This window comes from Alphaproteobacteria bacterium, assembly GCA_030740435.1.
Taxonomy (GTDB): Bacteria; Pseudomonadota; Alphaproteobacteria; order UBA2966; family UBA2966.
Genome location: JASLXG010000177.1, coordinates 1 through 14,517 on the forward strand (window position 1 = coordinate 1; position 14,517 = coordinate 14,517).

The 14,517-nt window shown below is 66.5% G+C and carries 13 protein-coding genes and 1 pseudogene; 4 read left to right on the forward strand and 10 right to left on the reverse strand.

What is annotated here, in order from left to right; genetic code table 11:
- A partial coding sequence (locus tag QGG75_17180) for a tyrosine-type recombinase/integrase (GenBank protein ID MDP6068964.1) occupies positions 1-271 on the forward strand: 271 nt, incomplete at its 5' end.
- A 101-nt stretch (positions 272-372) separates the two neighbouring features.
- On the opposite strand, the gene QGG75_17185 is transcribed toward QGG75_17180, so the two are convergent.
- From QGG75_17185 to QGG75_17210, 6 genes are all read right to left on the reverse strand, one after another.
- Positions 373-1,470 (reverse strand): TRAP transporter large permease subunit, encoded by a 1,098-nt coding sequence (locus tag QGG75_17185; GenBank protein MDP6068965.1) that lies wholly within the window; start codon positions 1,468-1,470, stop codon positions 373-375.
- Between the two features lie 290 nt (positions 1,471-1,760).
- Positions 1,761-2,555 (reverse strand): fumarylacetoacetate hydrolase family protein, encoded by a 795-nt coding sequence (locus QGG75_17190; GenBank protein MDP6068966.1) that lies wholly within the window; start codon positions 2,553-2,555, stop codon positions 1,761-1,763.
- A 14-nt stretch (positions 2,556-2,569) separates the two neighbouring features.
- Positions 2,570-3,391 carry an enoyl-CoA hydratase/isomerase family protein gene (locus tag QGG75_17195; GenBank protein MDP6068967.1) on the reverse strand — a complete coding sequence of 274 codons (822 nt, stop codon included), beginning with the start codon at positions 3,389-3,391 and terminating at the stop codon, positions 2,570-2,572.
- Positions 3,388-4,245 carry a CoA ester lyase gene (locus tag QGG75_17200; protein MDP6068968.1) on the reverse strand — a complete coding sequence of 286 codons (858 nt, stop codon included), beginning with the start codon at positions 4,243-4,245 and terminating at the stop codon, positions 3,388-3,390. Before QGG75_17200 ends, QGG75_17195 begins: the two co-directional genes overlap by 4 nt.
- A 51-nt stretch (positions 4,246-4,296) precedes the next feature.
- On the reverse strand, positions 4,297-5,481 hold the full coding sequence (locus tag QGG75_17205) for an amidase (GenBank protein ID MDP6068969.1): 1,185 nt from the start codon (positions 5,479-5,481) through the stop codon (positions 4,297-4,299).
- 200 nt (positions 5,482-5,681) lie between these two features.
- Positions 5,682-5,891, reverse strand: coding sequence for a hypothetical protein (locus QGG75_17210; GenBank protein MDP6068970.1), 210 nt, complete (start codon positions 5,889-5,891; stop codon positions 5,682-5,684).
- Between the two features lie 110 nt (positions 5,892-6,001).
- On the opposite strand from QGG75_17210, the gene QGG75_17215 reads away from it, so the two are divergent.
- Positions 6,002-6,766, forward strand: coding sequence for a squalene/phytoene synthase family protein (locus QGG75_17215; GenBank protein MDP6068971.1), 765 nt, complete (start codon positions 6,002-6,004; stop codon positions 6,764-6,766).
- A gap of 43 nt (positions 6,767-6,809) precedes the next feature.
- Here the strand turns inward: QGG75_17215 and QGG75_17220 are convergent, their stop codons facing one another.
- The 3 genes and pseudogenes from QGG75_17220 to trmFO all read right to left on the reverse strand — a co-directional run bounded on the left by QGG75_17220 (position 6,810) and on the right by trmFO (position 10,315).
- The gene (locus QGG75_17220; GenBank protein MDP6068972.1) at positions 6,810-7,409 is read right to left on the reverse strand and encodes a superoxide dismutase; all 600 of its coding nucleotides are present in this window, start codon (positions 7,407-7,409) and stop codon (positions 6,810-6,812) included.
- Positions 7,410-7,492: 83 nt separating this feature from the next.
- Positions 7,493-8,936: pseudogene (locus QGG75_17225) on the reverse strand (amidase family protein).
- The gene (trmFO, locus tag QGG75_17230) at positions 8,933-10,315 is read right to left on the reverse strand and encodes a methylenetetrahydrofolate--tRNA-(uracil(54)-C(5))-methyltransferase (FADH(2)-oxidizing) TrmFO (protein MDP6068973.1); all 1,383 of its coding nucleotides are present in this window, start codon (positions 10,313-10,315) and stop codon (positions 8,933-8,935) included. Before trmFO ends, QGG75_17225 begins: the two are co-directional and overlap by 4 nt.
- A 106-nt stretch (positions 10,316-10,421) precedes the next feature.
- Here trmFO and QGG75_17235 point away from each other — a divergent pair, with 106 nt between their 5' ends.
- Both QGG75_17235 and QGG75_17240 read left to right on the forward strand, forming a co-directional pair.
- Complete coding sequence (locus tag QGG75_17235) at positions 10,422-10,958, forward strand: hypothetical protein (protein ID MDP6068974.1); 537 nt, start codon at positions 10,422-10,424, stop codon at positions 10,956-10,958.
- The gene (locus tag QGG75_17240) at positions 10,937-11,206 is read left to right on the forward strand and encodes a hypothetical protein (GenBank protein MDP6068975.1); all 270 of its coding nucleotides are present in this window, start codon (positions 10,937-10,939) and stop codon (positions 11,204-11,206) included. The genes QGG75_17235 and QGG75_17240 overlap by 22 nt, the downstream gene beginning before the upstream one ends.
- Before the next feature lie 7 nt (positions 11,207-11,213).
- Here QGG75_17240 and uvrA read toward each other — a convergent pair whose 3' ends face one another.
- On the reverse strand, positions 11,214-14,174 hold the full coding sequence (gene uvrA, locus QGG75_17245; protein ID MDP6068976.1) for an excinuclease ABC subunit UvrA: 2,961 nt from the start codon (positions 14,172-14,174) through the stop codon (positions 11,214-11,216).
- Between the last annotated feature and the right edge of the window lie 343 nt (positions 14,175-14,517).

Consider the following 14,517-nt stretch of genomic DNA (forward strand, 5'->3'; position numbering starts at 1 on the left):
CGCAACAATCCTACAAACCCTGCCCCTGACCGACGACTGCATATTCCCGATCTCTCCAGTGGCTGTCAGGATGGCCTGGGACCGGATGATCAAGCGGGCTGGGATTGTAGGTCTGAGGTTCCATGACCTGCGGCATGAGGCGGTGTCACGCTTCTTCGAGCTGGGCCTGTCCGTGCCAGAGGTTGCCTTGATCTCGGGGCACAAGAACCCGGTGGTTTTGCTCCGCTATACGCATCTGCGTGCCCAGGACTTGGTGGCGAAGTTGGGGTAGTGGTGCGAACCAAACAGAAGAGACCTTCTGTTTGGTGTCTTGCGCACCACGATACTTAAGAATCTAGTGGCCTTTCGATTCTACCGGATGGGCACCATCCGTTAGAATCGGACCACTAGCGCTAGCAGCACGATCTGCATCATGACGACCACGACGATGGGGGCGACGTCGAACGAGGTGGCGAACTCGAGCAACCCGGCCGAGGCGCCTGAGAAGGCCAGGAGCTGCGAAAAGGCCGTCGAGCCGGTCAGGATCATGAACATCATGACCGTGGTGGTCAGCGTCGACAGCAGCGCCTCCTTGGCGATGTCCCAAGTGAGGCCGCGATAAAGCGCCGCCAGGACGAAGGCTCCGATGGTTCCCAGCGCCGCCGATTCGGTTGGTGTGGCGACGCCCATGAGGATCAGCCCGATAACCAGAAAGACGATGGCGGCCAGGGGGAAGACGTATTTCAAGGTGTCGCGGATCTTGGGCCAGAGCTGTTTGTCGCCGGTCTGGTAGACGGGTGCCAGTTCGGGCTGCAGGCTGCAGCGGATCATGATGTAGGCGGTGTAAAGGACGGCCATCAACAAGCCGGGAATGACGATGCCCATAAGAAAGCCGCCCACCGAAAAATTGCCGATGGCGGCCAGCAGCACGCCCAGCGCCGAGGGCGGGATCATGATGGCCAGGCCACCCGAGCCCAGGATGGGGCCCAGCGTCATGGGCTTTTTGTAGCCCCGTGCCTCCATGTCGGGCACCAGGATCTTGCCCAGCATGGCGGTGCCGGCCATGGCCGAGCCGGTCAGTGTGGCGAACATGGTGCCGCCGCCCACCGCCATCAGGCTGAGGCGGCCGGGAATGCGGCCCATCCAGCTGTCCAGTACGTCCATCTGCTTGGCGGCGATGCCGGAGCGGAACTTGATCTCGCCCATCAAAATAAAGAGCGGCACCGGCAGGATGGTGAAGTGCGTTACCGAGGCCATCACCGAAAGTGTCAGTTGCGTCAGTTCGGCGGCGCCGTTCCACAACAGAAAGGCACCCACCACGTTGATGGAGAGAAAGGCGAAGGCCACGGGCAGACCGATGGCCAGCAGCACCATCAGGGCCGCGAAGATGATCAGCAGGGTGAGCCACCACTCCATCTCAACCCGCGGCCCGCCAGTGTTCCAGCCCCAGGCGGCAGAACCGCAGGCATGGCTGGCCGTACGGCCAGTCATGCCTCCAAGCGCAACTTGTCCCTAATTTCCCTGTCTCACATCAGGGGTACAGTCCAATGGTGTCCCTGCTGCAACCGGAAAATCCAGAGAGCCAGGACCGGTCAATCCATTTTATGACGCAGTAGGAATAATTCCCGTTGTGCCTTCCTGGCTCGCGCTCGGCGTTTGATTGCTTCTCCGCCGAAATTGACGGGATCGCCACTCTGACGGCCCAACTCGATCTCGCGGCGCAATGCCCAAAGCCGGGTCTCTCTATCTTCAGGCAAACGCAATCCTCCTCGTTGCCAACTCTATCCCGGAAACCGAGCCGTGGCCGTTCCCAACCCCTGGATATCGATCTCAACCACGTCACCGACCGCCACCCATTTGGTTTCGACCAGGCTGCCGAGCAGCACGAAATCCCCGGCCCGCAGACTCCGGCCGCGCTCGGCGCGGGCGTTGGCGAGCCACACCAGGGCCTCCAGGGGATGACCCAGGATGTCGCGGCCGAGCCCTGTGCCCACCACCTCGCCGTTGATCGCCATGCTGCCTTCGAGGGCCGCCGGATCGAGGCCGGCCAGCGGATGGGCGCTGCCCAGTACGCAGCCGGCGCCGAAAAAGTCGTCGGCCACCAGGCTGGGGGCATCGAGGGCGCGGAAGTCGGCATAGCGGTCGTCGACCACCTCGATGGCCGCCATGATGCCGCCCACGGCAGCCGCCACCATCTGGCGGTCGTAGGGCGCGTTGGCGGCGGGCAGGTCGGTGACCAAATTTACCGCCAGTTCGCATTCGACGCCGACGTGGTGGAAGCGGGCGTGGGGAAAGCTGTCCTCGCCCAGGCCCACGGTGTGGCCGAAGATGTGGCCGGCACAGGGGTGGTCGATCTCGAGATACGCCTGCATGACCGGCGTCGTGCAGCCGATCTTGTAGCCCGCCACCGGCCCCATGCCGGCCGCCGTCAGCAGCGGCGCCAGGGCCTCCTGGATGCGATAGGCATCCGATTCGCTCCCCGGCCGGCAATCGTCGGGCAATGCCGCGAGCGGTATGGGCTTGAGGCGGTTGTCGCGAAAAAGCTCCGCCGCCCGATTGATGGCTTCCTGGTCCATGAAGCTGCTCCCGTTCAGCCACCGGTAAATTTCGGCGGCCGCTTTTCGAGGAACGAATTGACCCCTTCGGCGAAGTCGGCCGAGTGGCGGGTGAGCAACCCCTGGTCCAAATCCATGACACTGACGGCGCGGTCCAGCGCCGCCGTGGCGGCGTTGATGCCCTGCTTGCACATGCGCACCTGCACCGGCGGCATGGCGGCGATGACCTGGGCCATCTCCAGCGCTTTCGCCAAGGTCTGCCCGTCCGCCGTCACCTCGTCGACCAGGCCCCAATCGCGCGCCATCTCGCCCCGCAGCTTCTGCGCCATGATGACGAAGCGCTTGGTCCGCGAAGGGCCCATGAGGGCCGCGAAACGGGGCAGCGAGCCCCACGACATGTTCATGCCGCGCTCGATCTCGGGCACGTACATGGTGCCCTTTTGGCCCAGCACGCGGTGGTCGCAGGCCGTCGCCAGGACCACGCCGCCGCCGATGCACCAGCCCTCGACGGCGGCGATGGTGACCGGTTCAAGCTCCTCCCAGGCGCGGCACATGCGCGGTCCCGCCTGGGCTGCGCGCCGCCAGGTGGCCAGCCCGGCCTCGCGCATCTCCTCGCTCTCGGGGTCCTTGAGATCAAATCCCATGCTGAAGACCTCGGGCCTGCCGGTCAGCACGATGGCCGAGAGTTCGGTGTCCTCGTCGAGGCTTCTGGCGGCGGCGCCGATGTTGCGCATCAGTCGGTGCGACAAGGCGTTGATGCCGTCGCCACGGTCGAAACGCACGATGGCGATGCGACCGTCGCGTTCGATGGATATGTGTTCGAGTTCCACGCTGGGCTCCGTTGGTTGTTGGTTCATTCGGAAGTCGCCTCAGCCACCGCCAGGATGCGGTACATCGATCTCAGCACCGGCTTTTCGATCAGTTTGCCGTCGATCACCACCAGGCCGCCGTCGGCTTCTTCGAAGGCCTTGACGATGCGCCGGGCGCGCTCCACGGCTTCCGCGTCGGGGCTGAAGCAGTCGTTAATCGTAGCGATCTGCTTGGGGTGGATGGAGGCCTTGCCGGTAAAGCCCAACGCCCGGCTGGCCGCCGCCTCGCCGGCCAGGCCCTCGGCATCGTCGAGGTCGAGCCAGGGCACGTCGATGAGGTCGAGGCTGGCCCCGGCGGCGGCATGGACCAGGCGCTGGCGGGCATAAAGCAGTGGCTGCCACTGGCCCTCGACGCGCAACTCGGCCGACATGTCGACACCGCCGAACAACAGCGAATCGATACGTTCGCTGGATCTGGCGATGTCGCGGCAGACCGCCAGGCCCTCGTTGGTTTCGATGATGACGTGGAAGCGGATCTGGGGGTGGTGCGGCGCCAACAGCTCGTCCAAGAGCTTCACTTCCTCGGCCGATTTCACTTTCGGCAACATCAATGCCCGGGGCGGCGACGGGCTCTCGATGATGGCCAGCAGGTCGCTGAGGCCGGCGGGCTCGCGCGGGCTGTTGATGCGCACCATGGGCTCGACCCGGTCCATGTCGCCGAGATCCGCGAACAATTCGAACGTGCGCGCCCGGGCCGCGTCCTTCTGGTCCGGCGCGATAGCGTCTTCGAGGTCGAGGCAGACGATGTCGGCGCCGCTCTTGCAGGCCTTGGCGAACATCTCGGGCTTGATGCCGGGGGCGAAGATCAGGCTGCGGCGGGGGCGAAGTTTGCGCTCGGACATGGGGATTTCCTGGGCCGGTGGCTCGGCCATACCTATTGAACTTGACCTACTCTAAAGCTCCGGGTGCCGTTGGTGCCAGTCGGTTGCTCCCTCATAGGCCGCGGCGACCGCCAGCGGCTCCGCCTCGCCGAAGGCCCGGCCGACGATCTGCAAGCCGATGGGCAGGCCCTGGGCGGTAAAACCACAGGGTAGCGAAAGGGCCGGGTGTCCGGAGAGGTTGAAGGGAACCGTGTTGCGATTGCGTAGCGGTCCGTGCTCGGGCGGCGTGTCGTCGATGGGTGTTGCCGCCACCGGCACGGTCGGCATGATCAGGGCATCGAAGTCGGCGAACAGGTTCTCGACGTCCGCGGCGAAGCCCTGGCGAAAGCGCTGGGCCTGGACGTAGTCGGCCGCCGGATAAAGGCTGCCGACCATGAAGCCGCCGCGCAGCTCGTCGCTAAAGAGCTCGGGCCGTTGCCGCAGATCGGCGCCGTGCAGCGCCGCACCCTCGCTGCCCATGATGATGGTGCCGGCGGCGAAGGAGACCTCGAGGTCGGGGATCGTGGTTTCCGCGACATTGGCGCCCAGGCTTTCGAAGAGCGCCGCCGCGGCCTCGACGGCGGCGCTCACTTCGGGCTCGCAATCGGCGAAGAAAAAATCCCGCACCAGGCCGATGCGGGTGCCATCGGCACCGCGCTCCAGCCCTTTGCTGTAGTCGGGCACCGGCCGCTCGACACTGCATTCGTCGCGGGAATCAAAGCCCGCCAGGACCTGCAGCAGGGCCGCCGCATCGGCCACCGTGCGGCTCATCGGCCCGACGTGGTCCATGGTCCAGCTAAGCGGCAGGGCACCGAACTTGCTGACCAGGCCGAAGGTCGGCTTGAGGCCGACGATGCCGCAGCATGCCGCCGGTTGGCGGATCGAGGCACCGGTGTCGCTGCCCAGCGCCCCGAAGGCCAGGCCGCCGGCCACCGCCGTGGCCGAGCCGCCGCTCGATCCGCCGGCATGGCAGGCCGGGTCGAAGGCGTTGCGCACGGCCCCGAAATGCGCATTACCGCTGGTCGTGCCATAGGCCAGCTCGTGTAAATTCGTCTTGCCGACGATGACGGCACCGGCGGCGCGCAGCTTTTCCACCGCCGCGGCGTCGTGGTCCGGCACCCAGTCGGCATGGATCAGCGAGCCCAACGTCGTGCGCACGCCCTTCGTGGCGTAGAGATCCTTGGGCCGCCAGCGGAATGCCGTGCAAGGGGCCCAGATAAAGCCCGGCGGCGATCTGGCGCTGGGCCCGGTCGGCCTCGAATAGGGCGCTTTCCGCCATTACCGTAATAAAGGCGCTGAGCGTCTCGTTGTGCCGGGCGATGCGGTCCAGGGTGGCCTGGGTCAAATCGACGGGCGAGATCTCGCCGCTGGCGATGCCTGGCGCCAGGTCGCCGATGCTGCTGTAGGCGCGGCCGATCTCAGTCACCGCGACCGGCCCCGGTGGGAACGCGAAAGATCGGCGCCATGGCAGTGCCGCTCTGCCGCTGCGACCACTCGCGCAGCAAGCGCAGGCAGCGCAGCATGGTGGGAAAACGGATACCGGCGGTGGCGATCTCGTCTGGGCTCAACTCACGGCCCAGCAGCTCACGGGCCTGGGCCTGCAATTCGGTCTGGGGATCATGGTTCATCGCAGCCACCTCCGCTGATCGCTCCAAGGAGCGCCAGTATCCGGTGGCGACCGGGCCGAAACAAGAGCCGCGGGCTTCTGCCGGTCGGCGTTCTCGGGCATGCTCGGCCGATGTCCGATGTTTTGCGGCAAATCGACGACGAGGTGCGCAGGCGCGATTACGAACGCTATCTCTGCGGCCATCTGGCGCCGGCGGCGTTGCGCCCGGGATTCCATGCGGTTCTCGCCTTCAACATCGAGCTGGCGGCGGCCCAGCGCCTGCAGGAGCCCCTGCTGGGCGAAATCCGCCTGCAGTGGTGGCGCGATTGCCTGGCCGCCACGCCGGACGGCGGCCCAGCGGCCGGCCATCCCCTGGCCACGGCACTGGCCGGACTGATGGCCGAAGACCGCCTCTCGTTCCAGCGCCTGTCGGCGCTGATCGAGGGAAGGGCGGCCGAGCTCGATTCCCAGCCACCGGCCGACCTGCCGGCGCTGCTGGCCCGGGCCGATGCCACGGCCGGCAATCTCAACGGTCTCTTGCTGGAGCTTCTGGGCTGTGACGGGGATTTGCCGGCCGGCCGGGCCGTGGCCCGGGCCTGGGCGTTGCTGGGGGTGCTGCGCAACCTGCCGTTCGAGGCCGCCGAAAGGCGAAGTCGCTTGGCACCGGCCGCCAAGGCGCTTTGCGAAGAAGCCCGCCGCTGCCTCTCGGAGGCCCGATCATTGCGCTCCGGCACCCCGAGGGCGGCCCTGCCGGTGCTGATGTGCGGCGTGTTGGCCGAAGGCTACGCCCGGCGCCTGGCCCGGGCCGGCTTCGATCCCTTTGCCCTCGACCTGCGGCGGCCGGCGGCTTGGGACCTGACGCGTTTCTACGTCAGGGCCAAGCTGGGCCGCTATTGAGGGAAGTTTGGGGAAATCGCCTGGCCACCCGCTCCCCCGGGGGTCAGGCGTTGGCCAGGTTTTCCGCCGCGAAGTCCCAGTTCACCAAATGATCCAGGAACGCCTTGACGTAGTCCGGCCGGCGGTTCTGGAAGTCCAGGTAATAGGCGTGTTCCCAGACGTCGATGGTGATCAGCGGCGTCTGGCCGCTGGTGATCGGGGTTTCGGCGTTGGCCGTCTTGACCACCTTCAGCGCGCCCCCATCGGAGACCAGCCAGGCCCAGCCCGAGCCGAACTGGGTGGCGGCGGCCGTGGCGATCTCCTCGGCGAACTTGTCGTAGCTGCCGAAGGCGGCATCGATGGCGCTGGCCACGGCGCCCGAGGGACTGCCGCCGCCGCCCGGCTTCATGCTGTTCCAGTAGAAGGTGTGGTTCCAGACCTGGGCGGCGTTGTTGAAGAGCCCGGCCTTGGCGGCGTCGCCGGCGCTGCCGCGGATGACGTCTTCCAGCGAGGCTTCGGCCAGGGCCGAATCCTTGGTCAGGTTGTTCAGGTTGGTGACGTAGGTGTTGTGGTGTTTGCCATGGTGGAAACCCAGCGTTTCCGCCGAAATGTGGGGTGCCAGTGCGTCTGCCGCGAAGGGCAGGGCAGGGAGTTCGAAGGCCATGCGGTGTCTACCTCGTTGATTGAATGCGGACCCGGTCGGGCTGTACGAACAAGGGATATAGAAACCCAAAGTGCAATAGCAACCTACGCCTCCACGCAAACCGGTGGGCGCCGGTCGGCCCAGGGCCGGGCCGCCTCGAGCTGGCCGGCGATGCGGAAAAGCGTTGCCTCGTCGCCGTAGCGGCCGACTACATGCACACCGATGGGCAATCCCTGGTCGTTCCAATGCAGCGGCAGCGACACATGGCCGGCTGGCCGGTGACGTTGCACATCAGCGTGAAGCCGGTGTACTGGCAAAGGCGCGTGACGTAATCCCGGGGATCGTCGGGAGTGTAGGCGAAGTAGCCCAGCGGCACCGGCGGCACGGTCTGCGTCGGTGTGATCATGGCGTCGAAATCGGCGAAGAAGCGGGCCACGTCGCGGCTCAGGGCATGCAGGTCCTGGACCGCCATCAGATACTCGGCTGTGGTTTGCTCGCGGGCGTGCAGGTAGGTGGCCCAGGTGGCGGGTTCGAAATCCTCTTCCTTGGGTGTGAGATCGAGCCGCCGTGCCCAGTCGTCGACGACCCAACCGAGAAAGCCGGTCCAGGCATCGCCGAAGCGCCTGACCATGCGCATGCCGTCGATTTCTGGCGCCGCCTCGACGACCTCGTGGCCGAGCTCGGCACAGAGCAGCGCCGTTTGCTCGGCGGCTTTGGCGCAATCGGCATGCACTTCGGCGCCCGTCAGCGGCCTGGTGTTGAGGGCGATACGCAAGCGCCCGGGATCGCTGTCGACCTCTTCCAGGTAGGGGCGTTCGGGGGGGGCGGGTAGTAGGGATCTCCCACCATCGGACCCGAAGTGGCGTCGAGCAGGGCCGCGCTGTCGCGCACGCTTCGCGTCACGGCGTGCTCGGCGGCCAGGCCGCAGCTGGCCTCGCCGTAGTCCGGTCCCAAGGTGTTGCGCGCCCGCGTCGGCTTCAGGCCGAAAAGGCCGCAACAGGAGGCCGGCATGCGGATCGAGCCGCCGCCGTCGTTGGCATGCGCCATGGGCACGATGCCGGCCGCCACCGCCGCCGCCGAGCCGCCGCTCGAGCCGGCCGTCGTGCGGCTGGTATCCCAGGGATTGCAGCTGGCGCCGAAGGCCGTGGGTTCGGTGGTCGGCAGCAAACCGAACTCCGGCGTATTGGTCTTGGCCACGATGATCAGTCCCGCCGCTCTCTGGCGCACCACCAGTTCGCTGTCCTTCGGCGACGTGTAGCGGCCCTTGAGGTAGTTGCTGCCCTCGGCCATGGGCACGCCGCCGTACTCGGCCATCAGGTCCTTGAGCAGGAACGGCACCCCGGCGAAGGGCCTGGCGCCCAAGGGTTTTTGGGCCTCGGCCCGGGCCTCGTCGTACATCGGCCGGATCACGGCATTGAGGGTCGGGTTCAGGGCTTCGATGCGGGCGATGGTGGCATCGACCAGTTCCAGCGGCGATATTTTTTTCGCACGCACCAGGTCGGCGAGGGCCAGGCCGTCGAGCCAGGCGAGGTCGGCGAGGGTTGTCATGAGGCGCTCCGGGCCAGGGGGTTAAACAGGGGTTGCATCTTGAGCCAATCGTCGAGGTCGGCCAAGGCGCGCCGCGCTTGGGCCGGTTTGCGCTGCTTCTTGCCGAGCTTTTCGGCGAGCGGCGGAAAGAGCCCGAAATTGACGTTCATGGGCTGAAAGTTGGCGCTCTCGGCACCGCCCGTAATGTGGCCCAAAAGGGCGCCGAGAGCCGTTGTCGGGGGTGGCGGAGAGGTAGGCCGGCCGAGCCGCTCGGCGGCCGCAAAACGTCCGGCCAGCAGACCCATGGCGGCGCTCTCGACGTAGCCCTCGACGCCTGTGATCTGGCCGGCAAAGCGGAGCCTGGGCTCACTTTTTAGCCGCAATTCCTGGTCTAGAAGCCGGGGACTCTGGATAAACGTGTTGCGATGAACGCCGCCCAGGCGGGCGAACTCGGCGCCTTCCAGCCCCGGGATCAGGCGGAAGACGCGGACCTGTTCGCCGTGCTTCAGCTTGGTCTGGAATCCGACCATGTTGTAAAGCGTGCCCAGCGCATTGTCCTGGCGCAACTGGACCACGGCATGGGGGCGGTCCGGGTTGTGGGGGTTGGTCAGCCCCACCGGCTTGAGGGGACCGAAGCGTGGCGTCTCGGATCCCCGTTCGGCCATCACCTCGATCGGCAGGCAGCCCTCGAAATAGGGTGTTCCCTTCTCGAATTCGTGGAAATCCGCGCGCTCGGCGGTCAGCAGCGCGGCGATGAAGGTTTCGTATTGGGCATGGCTGAGCGCGCAATTGAGATAGTCCCGGCCGTTACTTTCGGGACCGCTGGCCTTGTCGTAGCGCGATTGAAACCAGGCCTTGTCGAAATCGATGCTATGGCGGTGAACAATGGGCGAGATGGCGTCGAAAAAAGCCAGCGCACGCTGGCCCGTGAGCTCGGCGATGGCGTCGGCCAGGGCGTCCGAGGTCAGCGGCCCGCTGGCCACGATGACCGAGGACCAGTCGGCGGCGGCGGGCGCGAGATCGGTCACCTCGCCGCGGGCGATCTCGACCAGCGGCTCGGCTGCCAGCGCCGCCTCGACGGCCGCCGAGAAGCCCTCGCGGTCGACCGCCAAAGCGCCGCCGGCCGGCACCCGGCAGCCGTCGGCGGCCTGCATGATCAGCGAGCCCGTGCGGCGCAATTCCTCGTGCAGGAGGCCGACGGCGTTGTTCTCATGATCGTCGGAGCGCAGCGAGTTTGAACAGACCAGTTCCGCCAGCCCGGCCGTGACGTGGGCCCCGGTGCCGCGTTCCGGGCGCATCTCGTGCAGCACCGCCGGCACGCCGGCCCGGGCCAGCGCCCAGGCCGCCTCGCTGCCGGCCAGGCCGCCGCCGATGACGTGTACGGGTGCAGGCGCGCTCATGGCCCTGGCATAGGTCGAATGCCGGGCCCTGTCCAGGACTACAATTGACGCTGCGAGGCCGTCGTGGAATGATAATTATCTGCACCGTCGCGAAGGGAAGTTCGTCATGGCCAGACTACTTGCAACCGCGTTGTGCGCTGCCGGGCTGGTGGCCTTGGGCTTGCCGGCCGCCGCTGCACCGCAGATCCTGGCTCTGGTGGCCGCCAACGAAGCCGTGCCGCTAAGCTGCCAGGCCGGCGAATGCAGCGCCGAATTCACCGCCATCTGCCTGCAGGAGTGGCGCTCTTCGCCGGTCGCCGGTCAACGCTATCTGGCCCAGGGCGGCGAGGGCATCCGCGTCACGGCCCGGCTACGCCAGGGCGACACCATGGAGTTGCCCGCCGAGGCGCTTAGCATCACCGCCGCGCGAGGCCATTCCGCCGTCAAGATGTCGCTGACAGGCGCCTATCTTCACGACCGAGGCATCGCCGATGTGGCCGTGATCGTCGGTGCCAACGTCTCGCTGGTACCCGAGCCCGTGCCCGGCGACAAGCAGCCCCAGTCGGCGCAGGACATCGCCGTCGCCACCGGCCCGCTGTGCGCCTGGCGGCGGCCCGCCTCAGGTCCCAGGGCGAGAGCCACGTGGCCGCCAGCGCGGTCTTGAACCGCCTGGTCAACGCGCTGCCGCCGCTGGGCCGCACGAGCGAAGCCCGCCGCGCCGGTGTCTGGGCCAAAACCATGGGAGAGAGCATCCCCCCGGGTGCCGATCTGGCGCGCCAAACCCTCAAGCGCTGCCAGGACCTGACGATCGCCAGCTATGGCTCGCTGCGCCAGTGCCTGGGGTCCTACCACGACATCTTCATCGGCCGGCTCAACAACGACTACTGGACGGCGGTCAAGACGGGGAGTTAGGGGCGAATCAAGCCCGTTTGCGTTTGCGCCTGCCGTTGTTGGCGACTTTGGGTTTGGCCGACTTGCGTTTGGCCGCCCTGACTGTCGGCCGGCCGGGCTCCAAACGAATCGGCGTGACCGAGCCGCCGGCCTCGGCCCGTTTGGCGCGGGCCAGGTATTCCTTGAGGTACTGCCCGGTATAGGACTTTTTCGCCCGCGCCACCTGTTCCGGGGTGCCCTGGGCGACGATCTTGCCGCCGCCGTCGCCGCCCTCGGGGCCGAGATCGACGACCCAGTCCGCCGTCTTGATGATTTCCAGGTTATGCTCGATGACGACCACCGTGTTGCCGGCATCGACCAGCGCGTGCAGCACCTTGAGGAGGCGGCGTACGTCCTCGAAATGCAGCCCCGTGGTGGGCTCGTCGAGGATATAAAGAGTCTGGCCGGTGGCGCGCCGCGAAAGCTCCTTGGCCAGCTTGACGCGCTGCGCCTCGCCGCCCGAAAGCGTCGTCGCGGGCTGCCCCAGGTGGATGTAGCCCAGGCCCACCCGGGCCAGCGTGGCGAGCTTGTCGCGGATTGTCGGCACGGCCGAAAAGAATTCCACTCCTTCCTCGACTGTCATATCAAGAACATCGGCGATCGATTTGTTTTTGAATGAGATTTCTAGTGTCTCTCGATTGTAGCGTCGGCCCTTGCAGACGTCGCACTGGACGTAGACATCGGGCAGGAAATGCATCTCGATCTTGATCAGGCCGTCGCCCTGGCAGGCCTCGCAGCGGCCGCCCTTGACGTTGAAGGAAAAGCGTCCGGGCTTGTAGCCCCGGGCCCCCGATTCGGGGAGATTGGAGAACCAGTCGCGGATCGGTGTGAAGGCGCCGGCATAGGTGGCCGGGTTGGAGCGCGGTGTGCGGCCGATGGGCGACTGGTCGATGTCGACGATCTTGTCGAGGTATTCCAGGCCCTCGATGGCCTTGTGCTTGCCGGGATGGACGCGGCTGGCGTTGAGGCGCCGGGTCACGGCTTTATAGAGCGTCTCGATGATCAGCGTCGACTTGCCGCTGCCCGAAACCCCGGTGACGCAGCAAAAAACGCCCAGCGGCAGCGTCAGGGTCAAGTTGGCGAGGTTGTTTTCCGTGGCGTCCACGACGCTGAGCGTCTGCCCCGGGTGGCCCTCGCGGCGCAGCGCCGGCAGCGGCACCTGGCGGGCGCCGGTGAGGTACTGGCCGGTCAGGCTGGCCGGCGTCGCCATGATCTGCTTGGGCGTGCCCTGGGCCACCACGTTGCCGCCGTGGATGCCGGCCGCCGGTCCCATGTCGATGACGTGATCGGCATGCAGCACGGCTTCCTCGTCGTGCTCCACCACCAGTACGGAATTTCCCAAATCGCGCAGCCGCTTGAGGGTCTCCAACAGCCGCGCATTGTCGCGCTGATGCAGCCCGATCGAAGGCTCGTCGAGCACGTAGAGCACGCCGGTGAGGCCCGAGCCGATCTGCGAGGCCAGCCGAATGCGCTGGCTCTCGCCGCCCGAAAGCGTGCCCGAACGGCGGCTCAGCGTCAGGTACTCGAGACCCACCTTGACCAGGAACCCGAGGCGTTCGTTGATCTCCTTGAGGATGCGTTCGGCGATCTCGAGCTGTTTGGCGCCGAGCTGCCCAGGCAGTTCGAGAAACCACTCGTGCACCGCCGCCACCGACATTTCCGTCACCTGGCTGACGTGCAGGCCGGCGATCTTGACGGCCAGGGCCTCGGGCTTGAGGCGGTCGCCATTGCAGGCCTCGCAGGGCGCCGTGCTCTGGTAGCGGCTCAATTCCTCGCGTAGCCACGAGGAATCGGTGTCGCGCCAGCGCCGCGCCAGGTTGGGAATGACGCCCTCGAAGGGCTTGAAGGTGGAATAGCTGCGGTTGCCGTCGTTGTAGGTCATGGTCACCGGCTCGTCGCCGCTGCCCTGCAAGATGCCGCGCTGTGCTTCCTCGGGCAATTCCTCCCAGGGCGTGCTGGGTCTGGCGCCGAAATGCGCCGCCAGGCTGTCCAGCGCCTGGACGTAGTATTGCGAGGACGAGCGCGACCAAGGTGCGATGGCGCTGTTCAGCGCCAGGCGCTCGTCCGGCACCACCAGGTCGGCGTCGAAGTACATGCGCGTGCCCAGGCCGTCGCAGCTGGGGCAGGCGCCGAAGGGGTTGTTGAAGGAAAAGAGGCGGGGCTCGATCTCTTCTATGGTGAAGCCCGACACGGGGCAGGCGAATTTGGCCGAAAACATAGTGCGCTCGCCGCTGTCGGCGTCTTCCGCCACCAGCAGGCCGTCGCTTTCGCCGAGCGCCGTCTCGATGCTGTCGGCCAGTCGCTGGGCCATGCCGTCGCGCACCACCAGGCGGTCGACCACGACTTCGATATGGTGCTTGAATTTTTTGTCCAGCGCCGGCACGTCGGCGATTTCGTAGTGTTCGCCGTCGACCTTGAGGCGCTGAAAGCCGCGCTTTTGGAGGGCCGCCATTTCCTTGCGGTATTCGCCCTTGCGGCCGCGCACGATGGGGGCCAGCAGATAGAGCCGCGTGCCTTCCGGAAGCTCGGCGATGCGGTCGACCATCTGCGACACCGTCTGGCTCTCGATGGGCAGCCCGGTGGCCGGCGAATAGGGCACGCCGATGCGGGCGAACAAAAGCCGCAAATAGTCGTAGATCTCGGTCACCGTGCCCACCGTCGAGCGCGGATTGCGCGACGTCGTCTTCTGCTCGATCGAAATGGCCGGCGACAGGCCCTCGATGGATTCGACGTCCGGCTTCTGCATCAGCTCGAGGAACTGGCGGGCATAGGCCGACAGGCTCTCGACATAGCGCCGCTGGCCCTCGGCGTAGATGGTGTCGAAGGCCAGCGAGGACTTGCCCGAGCCCGACAGGCCGGTGATCACCACCAGCTTGTCGCGCGGGATGTCGAGGTCGACGCCCCGCAGATTGTGCTCCCGGGCGCCGCGAATGCTGATGGTCTTTTGCATGGAATCCTGGGGCATAATAATACGAAATCCGAATGGATCATTCGGATTTCGTATTATTATCTTTTTTTGACCCTCACCGGGCGCGCGCTCCGCGCGCTTGGCCTCCGCCCCCGTTCCGGGGGCGGCTTATTTTTGATTTGTGCTTTGTTATTTTGTGCAACGGGAGCGACCGCGACCCGCCGCTACTGCGGCGCCCCCGCGCAGGCTGCGGAGCCGCCGTGAGCGAAGTTTTGTAGCTCCTCACCGGGCGGGCGCATCCGCGCCCTTGGCCTCCGCCCCCCCGCTGGGGGGCGGCTTAGAGCCGATGCCACGTGTGGTTTTTTCTGCTTGGCCTTGGTGCAAC

Coding starts and splice junctions, on each gene's coding strand:
- QGG75_17195 (MDP6068967.1), bottom strand. CDS start 3,391: ATGAACCAACAACCAACGGAGCCCAGCGTGGAACTCGAACACATATCC.
- uvrA (MDP6068976.1), bottom strand. CDS start 14,174: ATGCAAAAGACCATCAGCATTCGCGGCGCCCGGGAGCACAATCTGCGG.
- QGG75_17235 (MDP6068974.1), top strand. CDS start 10,422: ATGGCCAGACTACTTGCAACCGCGTTGTGCGCTGCCGGGCTGGTGGCC.
- trmFO (MDP6068973.1), bottom strand. CDS start 10,315: ATGAGCGCGCCTGCACCCGTACACGTCATCGGCGGCGGCCTGGCCGGC.
- QGG75_17200 (MDP6068968.1), bottom strand. CDS start 4,245: ATGTCCGAGCGCAAACTTCGCCCCCGCCGCAGCCTGATCTTCGCCCCC.
- QGG75_17185 (MDP6068965.1), bottom strand. CDS start 1,470: ATGACTGGCCGTACGGCCAGCCATGCCTGCGGTTCTGCCGCCTGGGGC.
- QGG75_17220 (MDP6068972.1), bottom strand. CDS start 7,409: ATGGCCTTCGAACTCCCTGCCCTGCCCTTCGCGGCAGACGCACTGGCA.
- QGG75_17210 (MDP6068970.1), bottom strand. CDS start 5,891: ATGAACCATGATCCCCAGACCGAATTGCAGGCCCAGGCCCGTGAGCTG.
- QGG75_17190 (MDP6068966.1), bottom strand. CDS start 2,555: ATGGACCAGGAAGCCATCAATCGGGCGGCGGAGCTTTTTCGCGACAAC.
- QGG75_17215 (MDP6068971.1), top strand. CDS start 6,002: ATGTCCGATGTTTTGCGGCAAATCGACGACGAGGTGCGCAGGCGCGAT.